The sequence below is a fragment of the Spongiactinospora rosea genome (assembly GCF_003315795.1).
Lineage (GTDB): Bacteria > Actinomycetota > Actinomycetes > Streptosporangiales > Streptosporangiaceae > Spongiactinospora > Spongiactinospora rosea.
The window spans coordinates 240849-258016 of record NZ_QMEY01000010.1; the positions used below are offsets into that span (position 1 = coordinate 240849).

A 17168-nucleotide genomic window follows, 5' to 3' on the forward strand; every position below is an offset into this window, starting at 1 on the left:
AGCGGCCCCCGCCCGGACACCCCCCGCCTTTCCCCGATTGCCCAAACGGGCGGTCAACTTCGCTGATCGGGCCGGTGGTAGCTCTCGCCCGCGGTGACGGCCTTCCTGCCCTCGCCGTCCGCCCCGGGCACCTCGGTGATCGGCGGCTCGCTGTAGGCGCGGCTCATCCTGGCCCGCAGCCGCCCGATCCGGCCGCGCAGGCCCTTCGGCCGCGGCTCGCCGTCCGCGGCGCCGTCCACCGCGGCCTCCGCGCCGGCCAGTTCCGGGATCGCCTCCGCGCCGAGCAGCGGCGCGGCCATGTCGTCGCTGGCCGGTACGTCGATCTCGGTGAACTCGCCCTCCGGCAGCCGCTTGATCACACCGGTCTCCACACCGTGCTCGATCATCTGCGCGTCCCGCAGCCGCAGCCCCCGGCACAGCCGGTACGTGATGACGTACGCCAGCGCCGGCCCCGCGAAGATCGCGATCCGGCCGAACCAGGTGATCGCGAACAGCGGAATGTGGAAGTGGTCGGAGATCTCGTCGTTCGCGCCGAGCAGCCACAGCAGGCCGTAGAAGGTGACCGCCGCCATGCCGATCGCGGTGCGGTACGGGTTGTCGCGCGGCCGTTCGGCGAAGTGGTGCTCACGGGTGTCGCCGGTGATCCAGCGTTCCACGGACGGGTAGATGATCAGCCCGCCGAAGATCAGGGCGAGCGGCAGCAGCCCCGGGATCAGCACACTGAGCGGCAGGGTGTACCCGGCGAAGTTGATCTCCCAGCCCGGCATCATCCGCAGCGACCCCTCAAGGAAGCCCATGTAGAAGTCCGGCTGGGAGCCCGCCGAGATGTCCGCCGGGGTGTAGGGCCCGAACAGCCAGATCGGATTGATCTGCACCGCGGCCCCGAGCCCGGCCAGGATCGCGAAGGTGAACATGAAGAACGCGCCGGATTTCAGCATGAACGACGGGAAGAACGGCCCGCCCACCACGTTCATGTTCGTCCGGCCCTTGCGGGCGAGCTGGGTGTGCTTCTGCACCCACATCAACGTCAGGTGCGCGGTCACCAGCGCGACCAGCAGGCCGGGCAGTAGCAGAATGTGGATGGTGAAGAAGCGGGCGATGATGTCCTCGCCCGGATATTCGCCGCCGAACAGGAAGAACGACAGGTAGGTCCCGACCAGCGGCAACCCGAGCAGGATGCCCTGGGTGATCCGCAGTCCGGCCCCGGACAGCAGGTCGTCCGCCAGCGAGTACCCGGTCAGGCCCTCCACCAGCGCGAGCGCGAACATCGCCAGGCCGATGTGGTAGTTCAGCTCGCGCGGCTTGCGGTACGCGCCGGTGAAGAAGATCCGCAGCAGGTGGGCCATCAGCCCGCCCACGAACAACAGCGCCGCCCAGTGGTGGATCTGCCGCATCAGCAGCCCGCCGCGCACCTCGAAGCTGATGTGCAACGCCGACGCGTACGCCTCCGACATCATCACCCCGCGCAGCGGCGCGTACGAACCGTTGTAGGCGACGTGCCCCATGCTCGGCTGGAACCAGAACGTCAGGAACGTCCCGGTCAGCAGCAGGATGATGAACGAGTACAGTGCGATCTCGCCGAGCAGGAACGTCCAGTGGTCGGGGAACACCTTGCGGATGTTCCGCCGCACCACGTTCCCCAGGCCGAGCCGGTCGTCCAGATACCGGCTCGTCCCCGCGACGACTTTGGGCACCCCGCCCGGCTCGCTCATCGCCCGCCCCCTCAGCATGCATCCGCGCACCTGTCACCTGTGACTTCGTGACAGACCCCGGCAGCGGTTGCATGGACGCGCGGAAGGGCGTCAGCGGGCGCGTCTGCGGAGGGCTTCCAGGTCGTGGATGGTGACGCGGCGGCGGCCGGTCTCGATCAGGCCGCGGTCGCGCAGGGAGCGGAGGGCCTTGCTGACCGCCTCGCGGGAGGCGCCGGTCCAGCCGGCCAGCTCGTCCTGGGAGAGCGGCAGCGCCACCCGGACGCCGTCGGCGGACTGCTCGCCGTACCGCTCGGCCAGTTCGACCAGGCGGGTCGCGACCCGCCCGGTGGTGTCGAAGGCGCCGTACTCGATCCGCTTGCGGTCCGAGTCGCGCAACCTGCCGATGATCAGCTTCATCAGCAGCACCGCGACCTGGCCGTTGGCCCGCAGGAACCCGGAGAAGTCGCTGATCACCAGGGCCTCTACCGGCTCCAGTGCGGTCACCGTGCCCGAGCGGGGCCCGCCGTCGATCGCCGACATGTCGCCGAGCAGCGCCCCCGGCCCCCGTACGGCGAGGACCACCTCGGTGCCGCTCTCGGTGTGCGAGGAGACCTTGACCCGCCCCGAGGTGAGCACCACCACCCAGTCGGCGGTGTCGCCCTCGCTCATCACCACCGCGCCGCGCTCCCAGCGGCGGGGCCGGGCGCTCGCCCGCAGCGCCGCGATCTCGTCGCCGGTCAGCAGATCCAGGAACTCGCCGGGCTCCGTGATCGGCTTGACGCTCATCGGGCTGCCTCCAGGGATGGGGGGGGATCCTCTTCGATTATTTCCCGGAATCCGGGTCTTCGGCGATGGATCGGAGCACGAAAGCCTCCACCGGCTGCTCCTTGCCCTTGAGCCGCAGCGGGCCGAGCGGGTCGGTAACGGCCGATTCGCCGAGCAGGTCACGGGTGGTGGAACCGATCACGACCGTACCCGGCTCGGCCAGCGACTGGAGCCGGGCCGCGACGTTCACGCAGTCGCCCATCGCGTTGAAACCGCGTAACTCCGGGCTGCCGATGTTCCCGACGAGCGCCGGTCCGGTGTTCACCCCCACGCGGAATTTCGGCCATTCGATCGTGTTGCGGTGCCCCGCGGCCTGTTCGCCGAGTACTTCCGCGGCCACCCGCTCCGCCGCCCGCTGCATCGCGAGCCCCGCGCGGGCCGCCGCGCGGGCGTGGTCGGGCTGCCGGGCCGGGGCGTTGAACAGCGCCAGCAGGGCGTCGCCGACGAACTGCACGATGGTGCCGCCGTTGCGCAGAATGCAGGGGACGGCGGCGGTGTGGTACCGGTTGAGCATCTCCACGATCTCGCCGGGGGAGACCCGCTCGGAGAAGGTGGTGAACCCCTTCAGGTCCGCGAACAGCGAGGTCAGCTCCACCAGCGACCCTCCGAGCGCGGCCTGCTCCGGGTCGGCGAGCAGCGCGGAGGCCACGTCCGGCGACATGTACTGCCGGAAGAGGGTGGACAGCTCGGCGTACAAACGGTCGTTCTCCAGCGCGATCGACAACTGGTGGGCGAGCAGCGCGGCCAGCGGCTCGTCCTGCGGGGTGACCCCGACCGGCACCCTGATCACGCCCGCCAGCCTGCCCTTGACGGTGAGCGGGTAGATGAGCCGGTCCTGACCGTCCCGGATCGGGGTGGCGCGGGCGAAGTCGGCCTCGCGGTAGTCGGCCGAGCCCATCGCGACCGTGCCGTCGGCGACCAGGCTGATCCGGACGTCCCCGTACGCCTGCCGCACCCGGTCCAGCGAGGCGGTGAGCAGTTCGCGCTCGGCCCGGCCCACCCGCGCGCCGCGCCCGACGTCCACCAGCGCGGCCAGCCGGTCGGAGATCTCGCGTTCGTTGGCCAGGGCCGCGCCCGCGCGGTCCAGTACGGCGGCCTGCGCCTCGGTCAGCCCGAACTTCCCGGCCAGCCGGGTCGCCACCGGCACCCTGGACACCGAACCCTGCCGCAGGTGATCGACCAGTTCCTCCAGGGCCTGGGCGTACTGGGCCTGGAGCCGCCGCACGGTCGCGGCCAGCGCGATCGAGTCGAACAGCCCCGCGCTGGACCCCTCGTGCCGGAACTGCAGGTAACCGCTGTAGGCGACGAACACGAAGGCGAGGGTGAGCAGGATGTGCCACTCCCACCAGGAAAGGTGCCAGTTGTTGCGGCTCATCCCGGCGATCATCGCCTCGGCCAGCAGCGTGTAGGCGGTGATCAGGCTGACCAGCATGGCGGCCGGGCGGCGGCGGTGCAGGCGGAACATCATGATGGCCGCCGCCCCGTACAGGGCCACGGCGAACAGCGAGAACACGCCGAGCGTCGCGCCACCGGGCGGCGGCGGGGCGCTGAGCGGGGTCAGGCCGGGGAGCAGGGAGGCGGCGGTCCAGGCGAGCAGGAGTACGGCGAGACCGGCGCGGAGCCGGGGGGCGGCGGCGAGCACGGCCTGGGCGGCGCGGCCGTCGAGGGGGAGCGCGGACATGAAGGCGAAGACCGAGGCCACGGTCAGGCCGACCGGCTGGTCCAGGTCGAAGCCCATGCTGCCGGTCGGCAGGATGATCTTGGGCGTGCTCAGGCCGTGCAGGAAGAAGAAGCCCGCGTTGGTCAGGAAGACCAGGGAGACCAGCAGGATGCGGGCGTCGGGGCGGCGGATCAGGGCGCGGGTCATGAGCAGGCCCAGCGCCAGGTTGATGCCCGCGACCAGGATGATCAGCCAGAAGTGGCTGGTCTCGTGCTGCCAGATGATGTTGATGTGGTCCTGGGCGAGCAGCAGCCACAGGCCCAGCATGGGGATCACCATGTGGATCGCCCACACGACGCCCCGGACGGGCTGGGTCGCGGGGGGCAGATAGGGGTCGGGCCGGGTGCTGGGGTTGCTGGTCGGCACTGTCGCCCTCCAGGTCGGCGCGGTTTCCCCCGGACGGCATTTGATTATCCCGGCGGGCGGCGATGCGGCAAACGCGAAGTATGTGATGGATCTGTGATGTTTGCGCGGGCAACCAATGGAACGATACAAGCGTGTACTTCTTGCACATATTCACCAAGGGAAGCGTGGGTCACCGGGGGATTCCGGCTTCTCTTCAGTCTCCGGCGGCACATCTCTGATCCGGCCGCCGCCGGGACGCGCAAGTCTTGAAAGAGGTATGCCCAGTGGCTCTCAAGCTGCCTGGCGGACGGTCTCTCGCTCTCGCCGCGTCCGGGGTTCTCGCCGGTTCGCTCGTGGCGGGCGGTTTCGTGAACGCGTCCTCGGCCGCGTCCACCGCCGCCGCGTCGAACGTCATCTATGCGTGCGTCAACAAGACCACGCAGGTCGTACGGATCGTGGGGGCCAGGACCAAGTGCAAGCCGGGCGAGACCCGGATCTCCTGGAACCGGCAGGGGCCGAAGGGCGCGGACGGCGAGGGCGGCCTGGGCCCGATGGGCGCGACCGGCCCCAAGGGCCCGAAGGGCGACCCGGGCGCGGCCGGCCCCAAGGGCGACCCGGGCGTACGCGGCCCGCGCGGCCTCCAGGGCCCGGCGGGCGCCAAGGGCGAGCCCGGCAAGGACGGCGTGAACGGCCAGGACGGCAAGAACGGCGTCAATGGCCAGGATGGCAAGAACGGCGTCAATGGCCAGGACGGTAAGGACGGCGCGCGGGGCCCGCAGGGCGAGCGTGGTGAGCGCGGTCCCCAGGGCCCCAAGGGCGACCCGGGCGAGGGCGGCGGCGGCGTCCAGATCCAGGTGCGCACGGACACCTTCGACACCACCTCCGGCGGTTCGGCGTCCTGCCGCTCCAACGAGGTGGTGACCGGCGGTGGCTTCTACCTGAGCACCAGCAAGCGGGTCACCGTGATCGGCAGCTACCCGTCGGGCAACGGCTGGTCCCTGAAGCTCGCCGTCACCGGCGAGGGCCACGACGACTTCGCCGCGAACGCCACCCCGAGCGCCAGCCCCGAGCCCGGGGACAAGAGCAACAAGTCCCACGGCAACGGCGGCGGCAACAACCCCAAGGCCGGCGGCACGGTCTACGCCCTCTGCGCCAAGAAGTAACCCCCCAACGACCCGGCCGCCGCTTCCCCAAGAAGCGGCGGCCCCCGGGTGCACGAGGCCCCACTCCTAGTGCTTTTCACCCCACAAGCTCGGCGCCCGCGACCGCACCCAGGCGGCGGTCCTCGCCTACGAACTTGGCCTCGTCTTCGCCGGAGCCGACGAAGGCCCTCAATGACCACAGGGGCCGTTTGCGGGGAGCGGGCACTGCTGCTACCTTGCCGAGTGAAGACACGTTCGTGGCGACAGGAGCCCGAGAAAGAAAGGGGAGGTGAGGTCGAATGACCGTCGTGAAGATGGCCGCCATCCGCGGCACTCGGTCCATCCTCACGTCCCCGGGCCTTGGCTGACCTTTCTGAGGCGTGCCCCCCGGTGCGGGTGTGGCATGCATGCCGTATTCGCCAAGGCCCCTTTTCGTAAAGGGTTCCATTCCGTTGTCTTCCCATCATTCTTCCGGTGATGACCTCTCCGCTGGGGGCCTGTCCGCGTACGGCTGGGACGCCGGGCTCGAAGAGTCCTTCGCCGCCCACCGCTCCGCGGGGCTCGTCCCCGCCCGGGTGGTCGGCGTCGATCGCGGTACCTGCGACGTCATCACCGGGACCGGCCCGCTCCGGGCCCGCCTCGCGCTCCCCGGAGCGCCGGACCCGATCTCGTCTCCCTGCACCGGCGACTGGGCCGCACTGTCCCTGGGCCACGAACCAGAGCTGGTCGCGCTGCTGCCGCGGCGCAGCGCCATCGTCCGGTCGTCGGCGTCCCGCTCCTCGCACGGGCAGGTGCTGGCCGCCAACGTCGACACGGTGGTCCTGGCCGTCTCGCTCGCCGACGAGCCGAACCCCGGCCGGATCGAGCGGCTGCTCGCGCTGGCCTGGGAGAGCGGCGCGCTGCCCGTGATCGTGCTGACCAAGACCGACCGGTCGGCCGATCCCGGCCAGGCCATGGACACCGTCGCGGAGCTGGCGCCGGGCGTGGAGATCGTGCCCACCAGCGCCACCACCGGCGAGGGCATCGACGCGCTCAAGGCGATGCTCACCGGCACGATCGTCCTGCTGGGACCGTCCGGGGCGGGCAAGTCCACGCTGGGCAACGCGCTGCTGGGCACCGAGACCCTGGAGACCGGCGCGGTCCGCGCGCAGGACGGCAAGGGCCGTCACACCACGGTCCGCCGCCAGTTGGTCCCGCTCCCGGGCGGCGGTGTGCTGATCGACACCCCCGGCCTGCGCGGCGTCGGGCTCATGGGCGCCGACGAGGGCCTGCAACAGGTCTTCGCCGACATCGAGGAACTGGCCTTGGAGTGCCGGTTCGGCGACTGCGGCCACGACTCCGAGCCGGGCTGCGCCGTCCAGGCCGCCATCGTCTCGGGTGACCTCAGCGAACGCCGCCTGGCCAGCTACCGCAAGCTCCAGCGCGAGAACGCCTGGGCCACCTCACGCAACGACGCGCGGCTGCGCGCCGAGCACGACGACCGCAAGAAGTCGATCACTCGCTCGCTGCGCGAGACGTACACCTTCCGGGACCGGCAGCGCCGCTCATAGCCGCCTGCCCGTGTCCCTCCCCACGACCACCATGAAAGGCGACCTCACCATGTCGTCCACCTGGATCACCCGTACCGAGACCCCGCAGGACATCCCGCTGATCCGCGAAGTCGCGCTCGGCGCCTTCCCCACGCCTTTGGAGGCCGACCTCATCGAGGCGCTGCGCGTCGATCCGGCCTGGTCACCCGAGCTGTCCGTGGTCGCCCAGGCCCCGGACGGCACCGTGGCCGGGTACGCGCTGCTCACCCGCTGCCACGTCGACGACGCGCCGGCCCTGGCGCTGGGCCCGTGCGCCGTGCTGCCGCGGTACCAGCGGCAGGGGGCCGGGTCGGCCGCCATCCGCACCGGGCTCCAGGCCGCGCGCGACAAGGGCGAGAACCTCGTCCTGGTGCTCGGCCACGCCGAGTACTACCCGCGTTTCGGCTTCACCCGGGCCTCGGCGTACGGGATCCGGCCCTCCTTCGAGGTGCCGGACGAGGCGATGATGGCCCTCGTCTTCGACAAGACCGTCCCGGTGCCCGCGGGCACCATCGTCTATCCGGCGCCCTTCGGCGTCTGACCTCTACCGGGCCTGTCCAGGGGATCTTCTCCTGGGCAGGCCCCACGGCCGGGCCGGCGCTCGGGCGGTGGTTATGCTGCGGCTCATGGACATCGTGATCCCGCTCTTCGATCAGTTCGAGCCGCTCGACGCGATCGGGCCGTACGAGATCTTCGGGTACATCTCCGGGGCCACCGTGCGGTTCGTCACCGACCGGCCCGGCCCGGTGCAGGACGTACTGGGCTCCCTGCCGGTCCACGTCGCGACCAGGTACTCCGAGGTGGAACGCTGCGATGTGCTGCTGGTCCCGGGCGGGGGCAGTCACCTGACCATGATGGACGACCCCGAATTCCTCGACTGGGTGCGCCGGATCCACGCCGGTACGCGCTTCACCACCTCGGTCTGCACGGGTGCGCTGGTGCTCGGCGCGGCCGGGCTGCTGAACGGCCTGACCGCCACCACCCACTGGAACGCCATCGCCGACCTGGAGTCCTACGGCGCCACCTACACCGCTGAGCGGGTGGTCCGCCAGGACCGGGTGATCACCTCGGCGGGGGTCTCCTCGGGCATCGACATGGCCATCCAGCTGACCGCCCTGCTCACCGACGAGGTGACCGCCCAGGCGATCCAGCTCTACACCGAGTACGACCCGCAGCCCCCCTTCGACACCGGCTCGGTGGCCAAGTCCCCGGCCCACGTGGTCGAGAAGGCCCGCGCTCTGGACGGCTAGCCCCGGCCCCTCACATGCCCAGCATCGCGCCGCCGGTGGCGTCGATGTACTGGCCGGTGACCCAGCGGGCGTCGTCCGAGGCGACGAAGGCGATGATGTCCGCGATGTCCTCGGGCGTGCCCAGCCGCTTGAACGTGGAGGCGGCTCGCGCCGCCGCCAGGATCTCCTCGGTCAGCGCGGCGTTCATGTCGGTCTCGATGACGCCGGGGGCGACCGAGTTGACCGTGATGCCGCGCGGGCCCAGCGCGGCGGCGAGGGTGTGGGTCAGTACGTTCAGCGCGCCCTTGGTCATCGAGTACGCGATCGTGCCCGGCGTCGCGACCCGCGTCACGCCCGACGAGACGTTGATGATCCGCCCGCCGTCCCGCAGCCGCGACAGGCCCTCCTTCACGATGAAGAACGGGGCCTTGGCGTTGATCGCGAACAGCCGCTCGAACTCCGCCTCCCCGACCTCCGCGATCTGCTTCTGCAGGGTGATCCCGGCGTTGTTCACCAGGATGTCCAGGCCGTCGGCGTGCCGGTCGAACTCCGCCCACAGCGTGGCGGCATCGCCGGGTACGCCGAGTTCCGCCCGGATCGCGAAGGCCGCGCCGCCGTCCGCCTCGATCGCGGCCACCGTCTCCCCGGCGGCGGCCTCGTTGCCGCCGTAGTGGACGGCGACTCGGGCGCCGTCGCGTCCCAGGCGTTGCGCGATGGCCCGGCCGATGCCCCTGCTCGCCCCTGTGACCAGCGCCGTCTTCCCGCTCAGTGCGCCCATCTGGTCTCGTGAACCTTTCTGTAGTGGTTGATACAGAAAGGCACGTTAGCACATTATCTAGTGAGCGCTATAGAATTGCGGCGTGGCGATGAAGCAGCGTGGCAGGCCCAGGTCCTTCGACCGGGACACGGCCCTGCGCGCGGCCGTCACGATCTTCTGGGAGCGGGGGTACGAGGGGGCCTCGATCGCCGATCTCGCCCAGGCGATGGGGATCGGCGCGCCCAGCCTGTACGCGGCCTTCGGCGACAAGCGGCGGCTGTTCGACGAGGCCGTCACCGCCTACACGTCGGGCGACGGCGAGTTCGCCCGCATCGCGCTGCGCGAGGAGCCGACGGCGAGAGACGCGATCGCGCGGGTCCTCCGGGAGTCCGCCGCGGCCTTCACCCGCGAGGGCCACCCCCCGGGCTGCCTGGTCTTCAGCGCCGCCGACAACAGCACGACGCCCGAGGTCGTCGAACTCCTGCGGGCCCGCCGCATCAGCAACCTCGCCGAGTTCCGCCGCCGCATCCAGGCCGACATCGACGCGGGCAGACTCCCGGCCGAAACCGACCCGGCCGCACTGGCACAGTTCTACGGCGCGGTGCTGTCCGGCATGTCCCAACAGGCCCGCGACGGCGCCACCCGAGCCCAACTCCTCACCGTCGCCACCACCGCCCTCCAATCCTGGCCCTGACCCTGCAGGGCACCGGGTGCAGAGAAGGCCCGTCGTACGTACTGATCAGTACGATGAGGGCCAAGGTGACCCCTGTGGCGTTACTCCGGGTCGTTGAGGAGGGCCGCTGCCGCGTGCGGGTCCATGAGGTTGGACCAGATCACCTCTCCGGCCGCGGTTTCACGATGGGGCATCACGTCGGGGTACCAGCTGTCCCGCTCACAGCCGGGCACGGCGTCGAGGATGACCGCCTGGTCGGCGATCGTGACCTGCCCGATTATCCGGACGCCCACATAAGTCTCGTGGCCTTCTTCGGCACGGACGAGGATCGCCAGCGTATAGCCGGCGAGGTCTTCACATTGTTCGCGCCCGGTCAGCAAGGCGTTGACGACCAGGCCGCGAACAGCGGACTCCAGACGCAGGACCTGCCCTTCCGCGTCTTCCAATCGCATGCGGGCCTCGTCGAGCGGGCCGGGTAGCAAGGCCGTCGAGTACGTGTCCGTGGTCAATGGAGGGGTCTCGGTGTGGTTGTGGACTTTGCGAGCCTGGCGACCGCGCTCGGCGAGCACGGCATAGAAGTCGTCGGGGCTGCCGTCCTCGCGCCGGCCCGCGGCGACCAGCCACGGGCATCGGATGTCACTCCAGACCGCTCCCCGCCACCGCTGGATCTTGACCTTGAACAGGACGACATCGTCGATGGCGGCGATGCGCTCCCGTACGCCGTCACCGGCGAACTGGGCCGATGCCTTGCGCAGCAGCGGATGGTCCACCTCGTCGAGAGGCACACGCGCCGGGGGCAGTTTGGCGATCCCGAGATCTTCTCGGAGGCAGCGGATAGTGGGACGAGTCCGGCTCACTCCTCCACTCCGCCGAGTTCGTCGATCTGCTCTTTGGTAAGGCCGGAGATCAGGGCCACCCGAGCGGTGTGGGAGCCGTCGAGCTGCCGCATGGCCTCCTGCATGGCCGCGTGCAGTTCGGACTGCCGGACCTGCAGGTAGACGCGCACCGCTTGGGCGACGAACTCCTTCTTGGTGATGTGCAGGAAGTGCGCGCCGTGCGAAATGAGCCGATCGGTTTCGGCGTCGACTTTCAACGGGGCGACGTTCGGACCAGGCATGCGATCCCTCCAGTACCCAAAGGTACCGCGTCTCGGCCGGATGGGGGTGTCACATTGCGGGGGTTCGGTTCGTCATGCGGGGTGACCATGGGCTTGAGGGGATGGGTATGGACGGACGGGAATTCGTGGCGGAGCGGTTCGAGGAGCACCGGGCGCGGTTGAAGGCGGTGGCCTATCGGATGCTCGGGTCGCCGGCCGAGGCGGAGGATGCCGTGCAGGAGGCGTGGCTGCGGCTGGCGCGGTCGGATGCCGGGGAGATCGACAACCTGGGCGGGTGGCTGACCACGGTGGTCGGGCGGGTGTGCCTGGACATGCTGCGGTCGCGGCGGCAGCGGCGGGAGGAGCCGCTGGGGGAGGGGCTGCCGGATCCGGTGGTCAGCGGGGTGGAGGGCGCGGATCCCGAGGCGCGGGCGCTGATCGCCGACGCGGTGGGCCCGGCGCTGCTGGTGGTACTGGAGTCGCTGACTCCGGCGGAGCGGCTGGCGTTCGTGCTGCACGACATGTTCGGGATGACGTTCGATGAGGTCGCGCCGGTCATCGACCGTACGCCGGTCGCCGCCAGGCAACTCGCGAGCCGCGCCCGCAGGCGGGTCAGGGGGACGACCGGCGTGCCCGATCCGGACCCGGTCGCGCAGCGGCGGGTGGTGGACGCCTTCCTGGCCGCCTCACGCGGCGGCGACTTCGAGGCCCTGCTGAGCATCCTCGATCCGGATGTCGTGCTGCGCGTGGACGGCGGGGCCGGGATGCCCGGCGGCCTGCAAATCGTGCGCGGACGGTCGGCGGTGGCCGATCGGGCGACCGCGTTCCGGCGGAGGGCCGGCGCCGTCGTGAGTACCCCCGCGCTGGTCAACGGCGTCGCGGGCCTGGTCAACGCCCTCGACGGCGAGATCGTCTCGATCATGAGCTTCACCGTCGTGGGCGGGCGGATCGCCGAGATCGAGATCCTGTCCGACCGCGACCGGCTGGCCGGACTGGACCTGAACGGCCTTCAGCCGCCCAGCGGGAACTGAGCGCCGAGGCGGGAGGCGAGGATCGGCGAGATCAGCTCGTCGATCACCTTCCGGTGCTGAGGATGATCGCGGTAGACGACGTAGTCGTCGACCGAGTCGAAGTCGGCCGTGACCACGAAGTCGGCGTTGGCGGGGTTGGTGCCCAGGTCATCGCCGCAGTGGTAGGACCGGATCTCCGGGATGGCCGCGGGTAGCTCGCGCAGCCTGCGGGCGATCTCCGCGACCTGCTCGCCGGTCGCCGCGTCGGTCCAAGTCAAGAGCACCACATGGCGGAGCATCGGCGTGCCTTTCGTCCCCTGGGTTCCCCACATCGTCCGTGCCCCTGAACCCTACGCGGTGTCGTGCGGCCGGGCCACGCCGGGCCCGGCCGCGAGCGGCGTGTGTCCGCGTGTCGGCGTGTGTCGGCGTGTCAGGACCAGGCGAGCGTGCGGAGCGGGTCCTCCAGCATGTCGCCGACGTCGCGCAGCAGCCGCGAACCCAGCTCGCCGTCGATGATCCGGTGGTCGAAGGACAGCGACAGCGTGCAGATCCTGCGCGGCACGATCTGCCCGTCCACCACCCATGGCAGGTCCCTGATCTGGCCGAACGCCAGGATCGCGGACTCGCCGGGGTTGATGATCGGCGTCCCGGCGTCGACGCCGAACACGCCCACGTTCGTGATCGTGATCGTGCCGCCGGACATGTCGGCGGGCTGCGTCTTGCCCGCCCTGGCCGTCTCCACCAGGGCCTGCATCGCCTTGCCGAGGTCCACCAGGGACAGCGCGTGCGCGTCCTTGACGTTCGGGACGATCAGGCCGCGCGGGGTGGCGGCGGCGATGCCGAGGTTCACCCGGCGCTTGACCACGATCTCCTGGGCGCGTTCGTCCCAGGCGGAGTTCACCATGGGGTGCCGGCGCACCCCGACCAGCAGGGCCTTGGCCACCAGCAGCAGCGGCGAGACCTTGACGTCGGCGAAGTCGGGCAGGTCGCGCAGCCGGCGGACCGTGTCCATCGTCTCGGTCATGTCCACTTGGAGGAACTCGGTGACGTGCGGCGCGGAGAACGCGGAGGCCACCATGGCCTGCGCGGTCGCCCGCCGTACGCCCTTGACCGGGATGCGCTCCTCGTCCGCGCCCGCCGGGACGGGCTCGGCCACCGGAGCCGCCGTGGTGCCCGCCACCGCGCCGTGGACGTCCTCGCGGGTGATCGTGCCCTGTGGCCCGGTACCGGTGAGGGAGGCCAGGTCCACCCCGAGGTCCTTGGCCAGCTTGCGCACGGGCGGCTTGGCCAGTACGCCGGGCGCGGACGCCCCCCGCGCGACCGGCACCTGAGGCTCGGGAACCTCTTCAGGCACTTCCTCAGCGGCGGCGGCCTTGCGGGGGCGGCGTTTGGAGGCGCCCGCCTTGACGCCGTACCCCACCAGTACCGGCGTCCGCTTCTCCTCCGAAGCCGGAGCCGAAGCGGAAGCCGGAGCCTCCGCCTCGGCGGCCCCGTCGTCGATGGTGATGATGGGCGTGCCCACGTCCACCGTCGTACCGTCCTGGACCAGCACCGCCGACACCGTTCCCTCGAACGGCGACGGCAGCTCCACCACCGCCTTGGCGGTCTCGATCTCCACGATGATCTGGTTGAGCTTCACCGTGTCGCCCTGGCTCACGTGCCAGCGGACGATCTCCGCCTCGGTCAGGCCCTCGCCGACGTCGGGCAGCTTGAACTCGCGTCGCATGCGGCGTTCCCTCTCAGCAGGCGATTCAGTAGGCGAAGGACCGGTCGACCGCGTCCAGCACGCGATCGAGGTCGGGCAGGTAGTGATCCTCCAGGCGGGAGGGCGGATACGGCGTGGAGAACCCGCCGACGCGGATCACCGGGGCCTCCAGCCGGTAGAAGCACAGCTCGGTGAGCCGCGCCGCGAGTTCCGCGCCGAAGCCGCTGTAGACGGGGGCCTCGTGGACCACCACGCACCGCCCGGTACGCCCGACCGACTCCGCCAGCGTCGCGGTGTCCAGCGGGTTGAGCGACCGCAGGTCCACCACCTCGATGGACCGCCCGTCCTCCTCGGCGGCGTTCGCGGCCTCCAGGCAGGTCTTCACCATCGGCCCGTACGCGAGCAGGGTGAGGTCGTCGCCCCGGCGTACGACGGACGCCTTGTCCAGCGGCTTCCAGTCCTCCGCGCCGGAGATGTCCACGTCGGCCTTGTCCCAGTAGCGCCGCTTGGGCTCGAAGAAGATCACCGGGTCGTCGCTGCGGATGGCCTGCTGGAGCATCGAGTACGCGTCCACAGGGTTGGAGCAGGCGACGACGCGCAGGCCGGCGGTGTGCGTGAAGTACGCCTCGGGCGACTCGCTGTGGTGCTCGACCGCGCCGATGCCGCCGCCGCAGGGGATGCGGACCACCACGGGCAGCCGGAGCGCGCCGAGCGAGCGCATCGGCATCTTGGCGAGCTGGGTGATGATCTGGTTGGTCGCCGGGAACACGAACCCGTCGAACTGGATCTCGCACACCGGCCGGTAGCCGCGCAGCGCGAGGCCGATCGCGGTGCCGACGATGCCGGACTCGGCGAGCGGGGTGTCGATGACGCGATCTTCGCCGAAGTCCTTCTGCAGGCCGTCGGTGACCCGGAACACGCCGCCGAGCCTGCCCACGTCCTCGCCCATGACCAGGACCTTCGGGTCGTCCTCCATGGCCTTGCGCAGGCTCTCGTTGATCGCCTTGCCAAGGCTGAGCGTGGTCATCGGGTCTCACCTCCGGACGCGTCGTCGAATCCCGCCAGGTAGGCGGCGAACTGGTCGCGCTCCTCCGCCGTCAGCGCGTGCGGCTCGGAGTAGACGTGCTCGAACATGGCCAGCGGGTCGGGGTCGGGCAGCTCCAGACATCGCTTGCGGACGTCACGGCCGAGGACGTCGGCCTCCTTGTCCACGGCGTCGAAGAACTCCTGGTCGGCGAGCCGGTTCTTGAACAGGTACGCCTTGACGCGCTCGATCGGGTCCTTGAGCTTCCACGCCTCCAGCTCGGTGGCGACCCGGTACCGGGTCGGGTCGTCAGAGGTGGTGTGCGCGCCCATCCGGTAGGTGAACGCCTCGATCAGGGTGGGGCCCTGGCCTTCGCGGGCGGCCTTGAGCGCCTGCCTGGTGACGGCGAGGCAGGCGAACACGTCGTTGCCGTCCACGCGGATGCCGGGGAAGCCGAAGCCGCTGGCCCGCCGGTAGAGGGGGATGCGGGTCTGCTTCTCCAGCGGCTCGGAGATCGCCCACTGGTTGTTCTGGCAGAAGAACACGACCGGCGCGTTGAACACGCTGGCCCAGGTGAACGCCTCGTTGACGTCGCCCTGGGAGGTGGCGCCGTCGCCGAAGTACACGATGGTGGCCGAGCCGTCCTCGCCGACCGCGCCGTCGCGCTGCATGCCCATCGCGTAGCCGACGGCGTGCAGGGTCTGGGTGCCGATGACGATCGTGTAGAGGTGGAAGTTGTGCTCGGCGGGGTTCCAGCCGCCGTGGTTCACGCCGCGGAACATCCCGAGCAGCTTGACCGGGTCCACGTCGCGGCACCAGGCGACGCCGTGTTCGCGGTAGGTCGGGAAGGCCATGTCGGCGTCGGTCAGCGCCCGGCCGGAGCCGACCTGCGCGGCCTCCTGGCCGAGCAGTGAGGCCCAGAGCCCGAGTTCGCCCTGCCGCTGGAGTGAGACGGCCTCCAGGTCCACGCGGCGGACCAGGACCAGGTCGCGGTAGAGGTTCTTGACCTCCTCGGGGGTGAGATCGATGTCGTAGTCGGGGTGGTGAACCCGTTCGCCCTCGGGGGTGAGAAGCTGGACGAGCGGAGGTTCGTCGGTCCCTGCGTTCGCGGGGGAGAACGTCCCCGTGGTCGGTCTTGTGAAATCGTGAGAGGCGTCGGTCGTCACGTGCCGCTCCTGTGCACTCGGGGCCGGGCGGATGGGATCGCCATCCACATTCGGCCGGTTACGCACGCGTACGTCCCAGGTGGTTGTGAGCCGTGCGCGTATGTGGACATCGTGGCAGAGGCCACAGCGGGGTGCGCAAGACCTGAGCCCTGTCCACTTCTTCCTGTCCTTTCCCCCGTGGCCCGCTCCAGATGTGCCCGATGTGCGGCACATCACACGTTCGTACCGCCCCGCTCGGCACATCGTGTGGCCTGCAGTAGCCTAGAGCCGCTCATCCCCGCCCTACCCTGGAGGAACACCGTGGCGCGCGCCATCGTCGACGTCATGCTGAAGCCCGAGATCCTTGACCCGCAGGGCCAGGCCATCGCCCGCGCGCTGCCGCGCCTGGGGTTCTCCGGCGTCTCCGCGGTGCGTCAGGGCAAGCGGTTCGAGATCGAACTCGACGGCCCCGCCGATGAGGCCGCGCTTGCGGACATCCGAAAGATGGCCGAGACCCTGCTGGCCAATCCCGTGATCGAGGACTTCACCGTCCGTGTCGAGGACGAGACGGCGGAGTAAAATAGCACATTTGGCGCACAAAGCTTGCACAGCATGACGTAAAGCAGGCTCAGGACGTGCCACAATCCCACAGGTTGACCAACAGTAAATAACAACAGCGTTATTTTGCGGTTAGGCCCGATTTCTCGGGGAAGCCTTGTCAAGGTGACGATCCGCGACGGGGAGGGACTCGGGTGGACATCGAGTTCTCGCTGGCTCTTCCACGAGATGCAGTAGGTATTCCGATGGTCCGCCGAGTGTTGGGCGATGCCCTTCGTTCGCTCGGCGTGGCCGAGACCTGCGTCGCAGACATCCTGCTGGCCGCCTCCGAGGCGTGCGCCAACGCGGTACGGCACGGGGGGCCGGCCAACCGCTACCAGGTGCTCGCCGCGATCGGGGAGGGCCGCTGCGATCTGCGGGTCATCGACAGGGGGCTCGGCCTGACCGCCGTCCCCGACCGCTACCCGCCCGCCGACATGGAGAACGGCCGCGGCATTCTGATCATGCAGGCGGTCGTCGACGAGATTTTCTTCAACAGTGAGCCCGGCCGTGGCACCACGGTTCACCTGCGCAAACGGCTTTCCTGGGACGAGGAGGCGGCGGCGAGCCGAGACCTGGCACTGGCCGCTGTCTGAGCGCGGGTAGCCTTCATGTCGCAAGCATGTCGGCGGCGCCCTGGT

Annotated in this window: 18 protein-coding genes; 8 read left to right on the forward strand and 10 right to left on the reverse strand. The window is 70.2% G+C overall.

Translation table 11 applies throughout. From position 1 onward, the window contains the following. Positions 1-53: 53 nt before the first annotated feature. The 3 genes from qcrB to DP939_RS23690 all read right to left on the reverse strand — a co-directional run bounded on the left by qcrB (position 54) and on the right by DP939_RS23690 (position 4602). Positions 54-1730 (reverse strand): cytochrome bc1 complex cytochrome b subunit, encoded by a 1677-nt coding sequence (qcrB, locus tag DP939_RS23680; protein ID WP_225878450.1) that lies wholly within the window; start codon positions 1728-1730, stop codon positions 54-56. Positions 1731-1802: 72 nt separating this feature from the next. Further along, positions 1803-2477, reverse strand: coding sequence for a Crp/Fnr family transcriptional regulator (locus DP939_RS23685; RefSeq protein WP_113982953.1), 675 nt, complete (start codon positions 2475-2477; stop codon positions 1803-1805). A gap of 37 nt (positions 2478-2514) precedes the next feature. Continuing rightward, a complete protein-coding gene (locus DP939_RS23690) occupies positions 2515-4602 on the reverse strand; it encodes an adenylate/guanylate cyclase domain-containing protein (protein ID WP_225878451.1) in 2088 nt (695 codons plus the stop codon). A gap of 263 nt (positions 4603-4865) precedes the next feature. Between DP939_RS23690 and DP939_RS45510 the strand changes: the two genes are divergently transcribed. From DP939_RS45510 to DP939_RS23710, 4 genes are all read left to right on the forward strand, one after another. Then, positions 4866-5744, forward strand: coding sequence for a collagen-like domain-containing protein (locus DP939_RS45510; RefSeq protein WP_147268107.1), 879 nt, complete (start codon positions 4866-4868; stop codon positions 5742-5744). A 431-nt stretch (positions 5745-6175) separates the two neighbouring features. Beyond that, on the forward strand, positions 6176-7273 hold the full coding sequence (gene rsgA, locus DP939_RS23700; RefSeq protein WP_225878452.1) for a ribosome small subunit-dependent GTPase A: 1098 nt from the start codon (positions 6176-6178) through the stop codon (positions 7271-7273). A 49-nt stretch (positions 7274-7322) separates the two neighbouring features. Beyond that, the gene (locus DP939_RS23705) at positions 7323-7832 is read left to right on the forward strand and encodes a GNAT family N-acetyltransferase (protein ID WP_113982955.1); all 510 of its coding nucleotides are present in this window, start codon (positions 7323-7325) and stop codon (positions 7830-7832) included. Positions 7833-7917: 85 nt separating this feature from the next. Next, entirely contained in the window at positions 7918-8541 is a 624-nt protein-coding gene (locus DP939_RS23710) for a DJ-1/PfpI family protein (RefSeq protein ID WP_113982992.1), read from the forward strand. A 10-nt stretch (positions 8542-8551) separates the two neighbouring features. Here DP939_RS23710 and DP939_RS23715 read toward each other — a convergent pair whose 3' ends face one another. Beyond that, complete coding sequence (locus DP939_RS23715) at positions 8552-9298, reverse strand: SDR family oxidoreductase (RefSeq protein WP_113982956.1); 747 nt, start codon at positions 9296-9298, stop codon at positions 8552-8554. An 88-nt stretch (positions 9299-9386) separates the two neighbouring features. Between DP939_RS23715 and DP939_RS23720 the strand changes: the two genes are divergently transcribed. Continuing rightward, positions 9387-9971: a TetR/AcrR family transcriptional regulator gene (locus DP939_RS23720; protein ID WP_113982957.1), complete on the forward strand. Its 585-nt coding sequence runs from the start codon at positions 9387-9389 to the stop codon at positions 9969-9971. An 80-nt stretch (positions 9972-10051) separates the two neighbouring features. Here DP939_RS23720 and DP939_RS23725 read toward each other — a convergent pair whose 3' ends face one another. Next, a complete protein-coding gene (locus DP939_RS23725) occupies positions 10052-10720 on the reverse strand; it encodes a hypothetical protein (protein WP_199565368.1) in 669 nt (222 codons plus the stop codon). An 83-nt stretch (positions 10721-10803) separates the two neighbouring features. Next, the gene (locus DP939_RS23730) at positions 10804-11067 is read right to left on the reverse strand and encodes a hypothetical protein (RefSeq protein ID WP_113982959.1); all 264 of its coding nucleotides are present in this window, start codon (positions 11065-11067) and stop codon (positions 10804-10806) included. A gap of 107 nt (positions 11068-11174) precedes the next feature. Here DP939_RS23730 and sigJ point away from each other — a divergent pair, with 107 nt between their 5' ends. Further along, positions 11175-12077 (forward strand): RNA polymerase sigma factor SigJ, encoded by a 903-nt coding sequence (gene sigJ, locus DP939_RS23735; protein WP_113982960.1) that lies wholly within the window; start codon positions 11175-11177, stop codon positions 12075-12077. Here sigJ and DP939_RS23740 read toward each other — a convergent pair. The 4 genes from DP939_RS23740 to pdhA form a co-directional block, all read right to left on the reverse strand. After that, on the reverse strand, positions 12056-12343 hold the full coding sequence (locus DP939_RS23740) for a Dabb family protein (RefSeq protein ID WP_318656307.1): 288 nt from the start codon (positions 12341-12343) through the stop codon (positions 12056-12058). The genes sigJ and DP939_RS23740 overlap by 22 nt on opposite strands. A gap of 143 nt (positions 12344-12486) precedes the next feature. Beyond that, a complete protein-coding gene (locus DP939_RS23745) occupies positions 12487-13782 on the reverse strand; it encodes a dihydrolipoamide acetyltransferase family protein (protein ID WP_113982962.1) in 1296 nt (431 codons plus the stop codon). Between the two features lie 25 nt (positions 13783-13807). After that, positions 13808-14788, reverse strand: a complete 981-nt coding sequence (locus DP939_RS23750; RefSeq protein WP_113982963.1) for an alpha-ketoacid dehydrogenase subunit beta — start codon at positions 14786-14788, stop codon at positions 13808-13810. Beyond that, positions 14785-15951 (reverse strand): pyruvate dehydrogenase (acetyl-transferring) E1 component subunit alpha, encoded by a 1167-nt coding sequence (pdhA, locus tag DP939_RS23755; protein WP_113982993.1) that lies wholly within the window; start codon positions 15949-15951, stop codon positions 14785-14787. Before pdhA ends, DP939_RS23750 begins: the two co-directional genes overlap by 4 nt. A 300-nt stretch (positions 15952-16251) precedes the next feature. Here pdhA and purS point away from each other — a divergent pair, with 300 nt between their 5' ends. Together purS and DP939_RS23765 are read left to right on the forward strand one after the other, a co-directional pair. Next, the gene (purS, locus tag DP939_RS23760) at positions 16252-16509 is read left to right on the forward strand and encodes a phosphoribosylformylglycinamidine synthase subunit PurS (RefSeq protein ID WP_113982964.1); all 258 of its coding nucleotides are present in this window, start codon (positions 16252-16254) and stop codon (positions 16507-16509) included. 224 nt (positions 16510-16733) lie between these two features. After that, positions 16734-17123 (forward strand): ATP-binding protein, encoded by a 390-nt coding sequence (locus tag DP939_RS23765; protein WP_318656308.1) that lies wholly within the window; start codon positions 16734-16736, stop codon positions 17121-17123. Positions 17124-17168 lie beyond the last annotated feature (45 nt).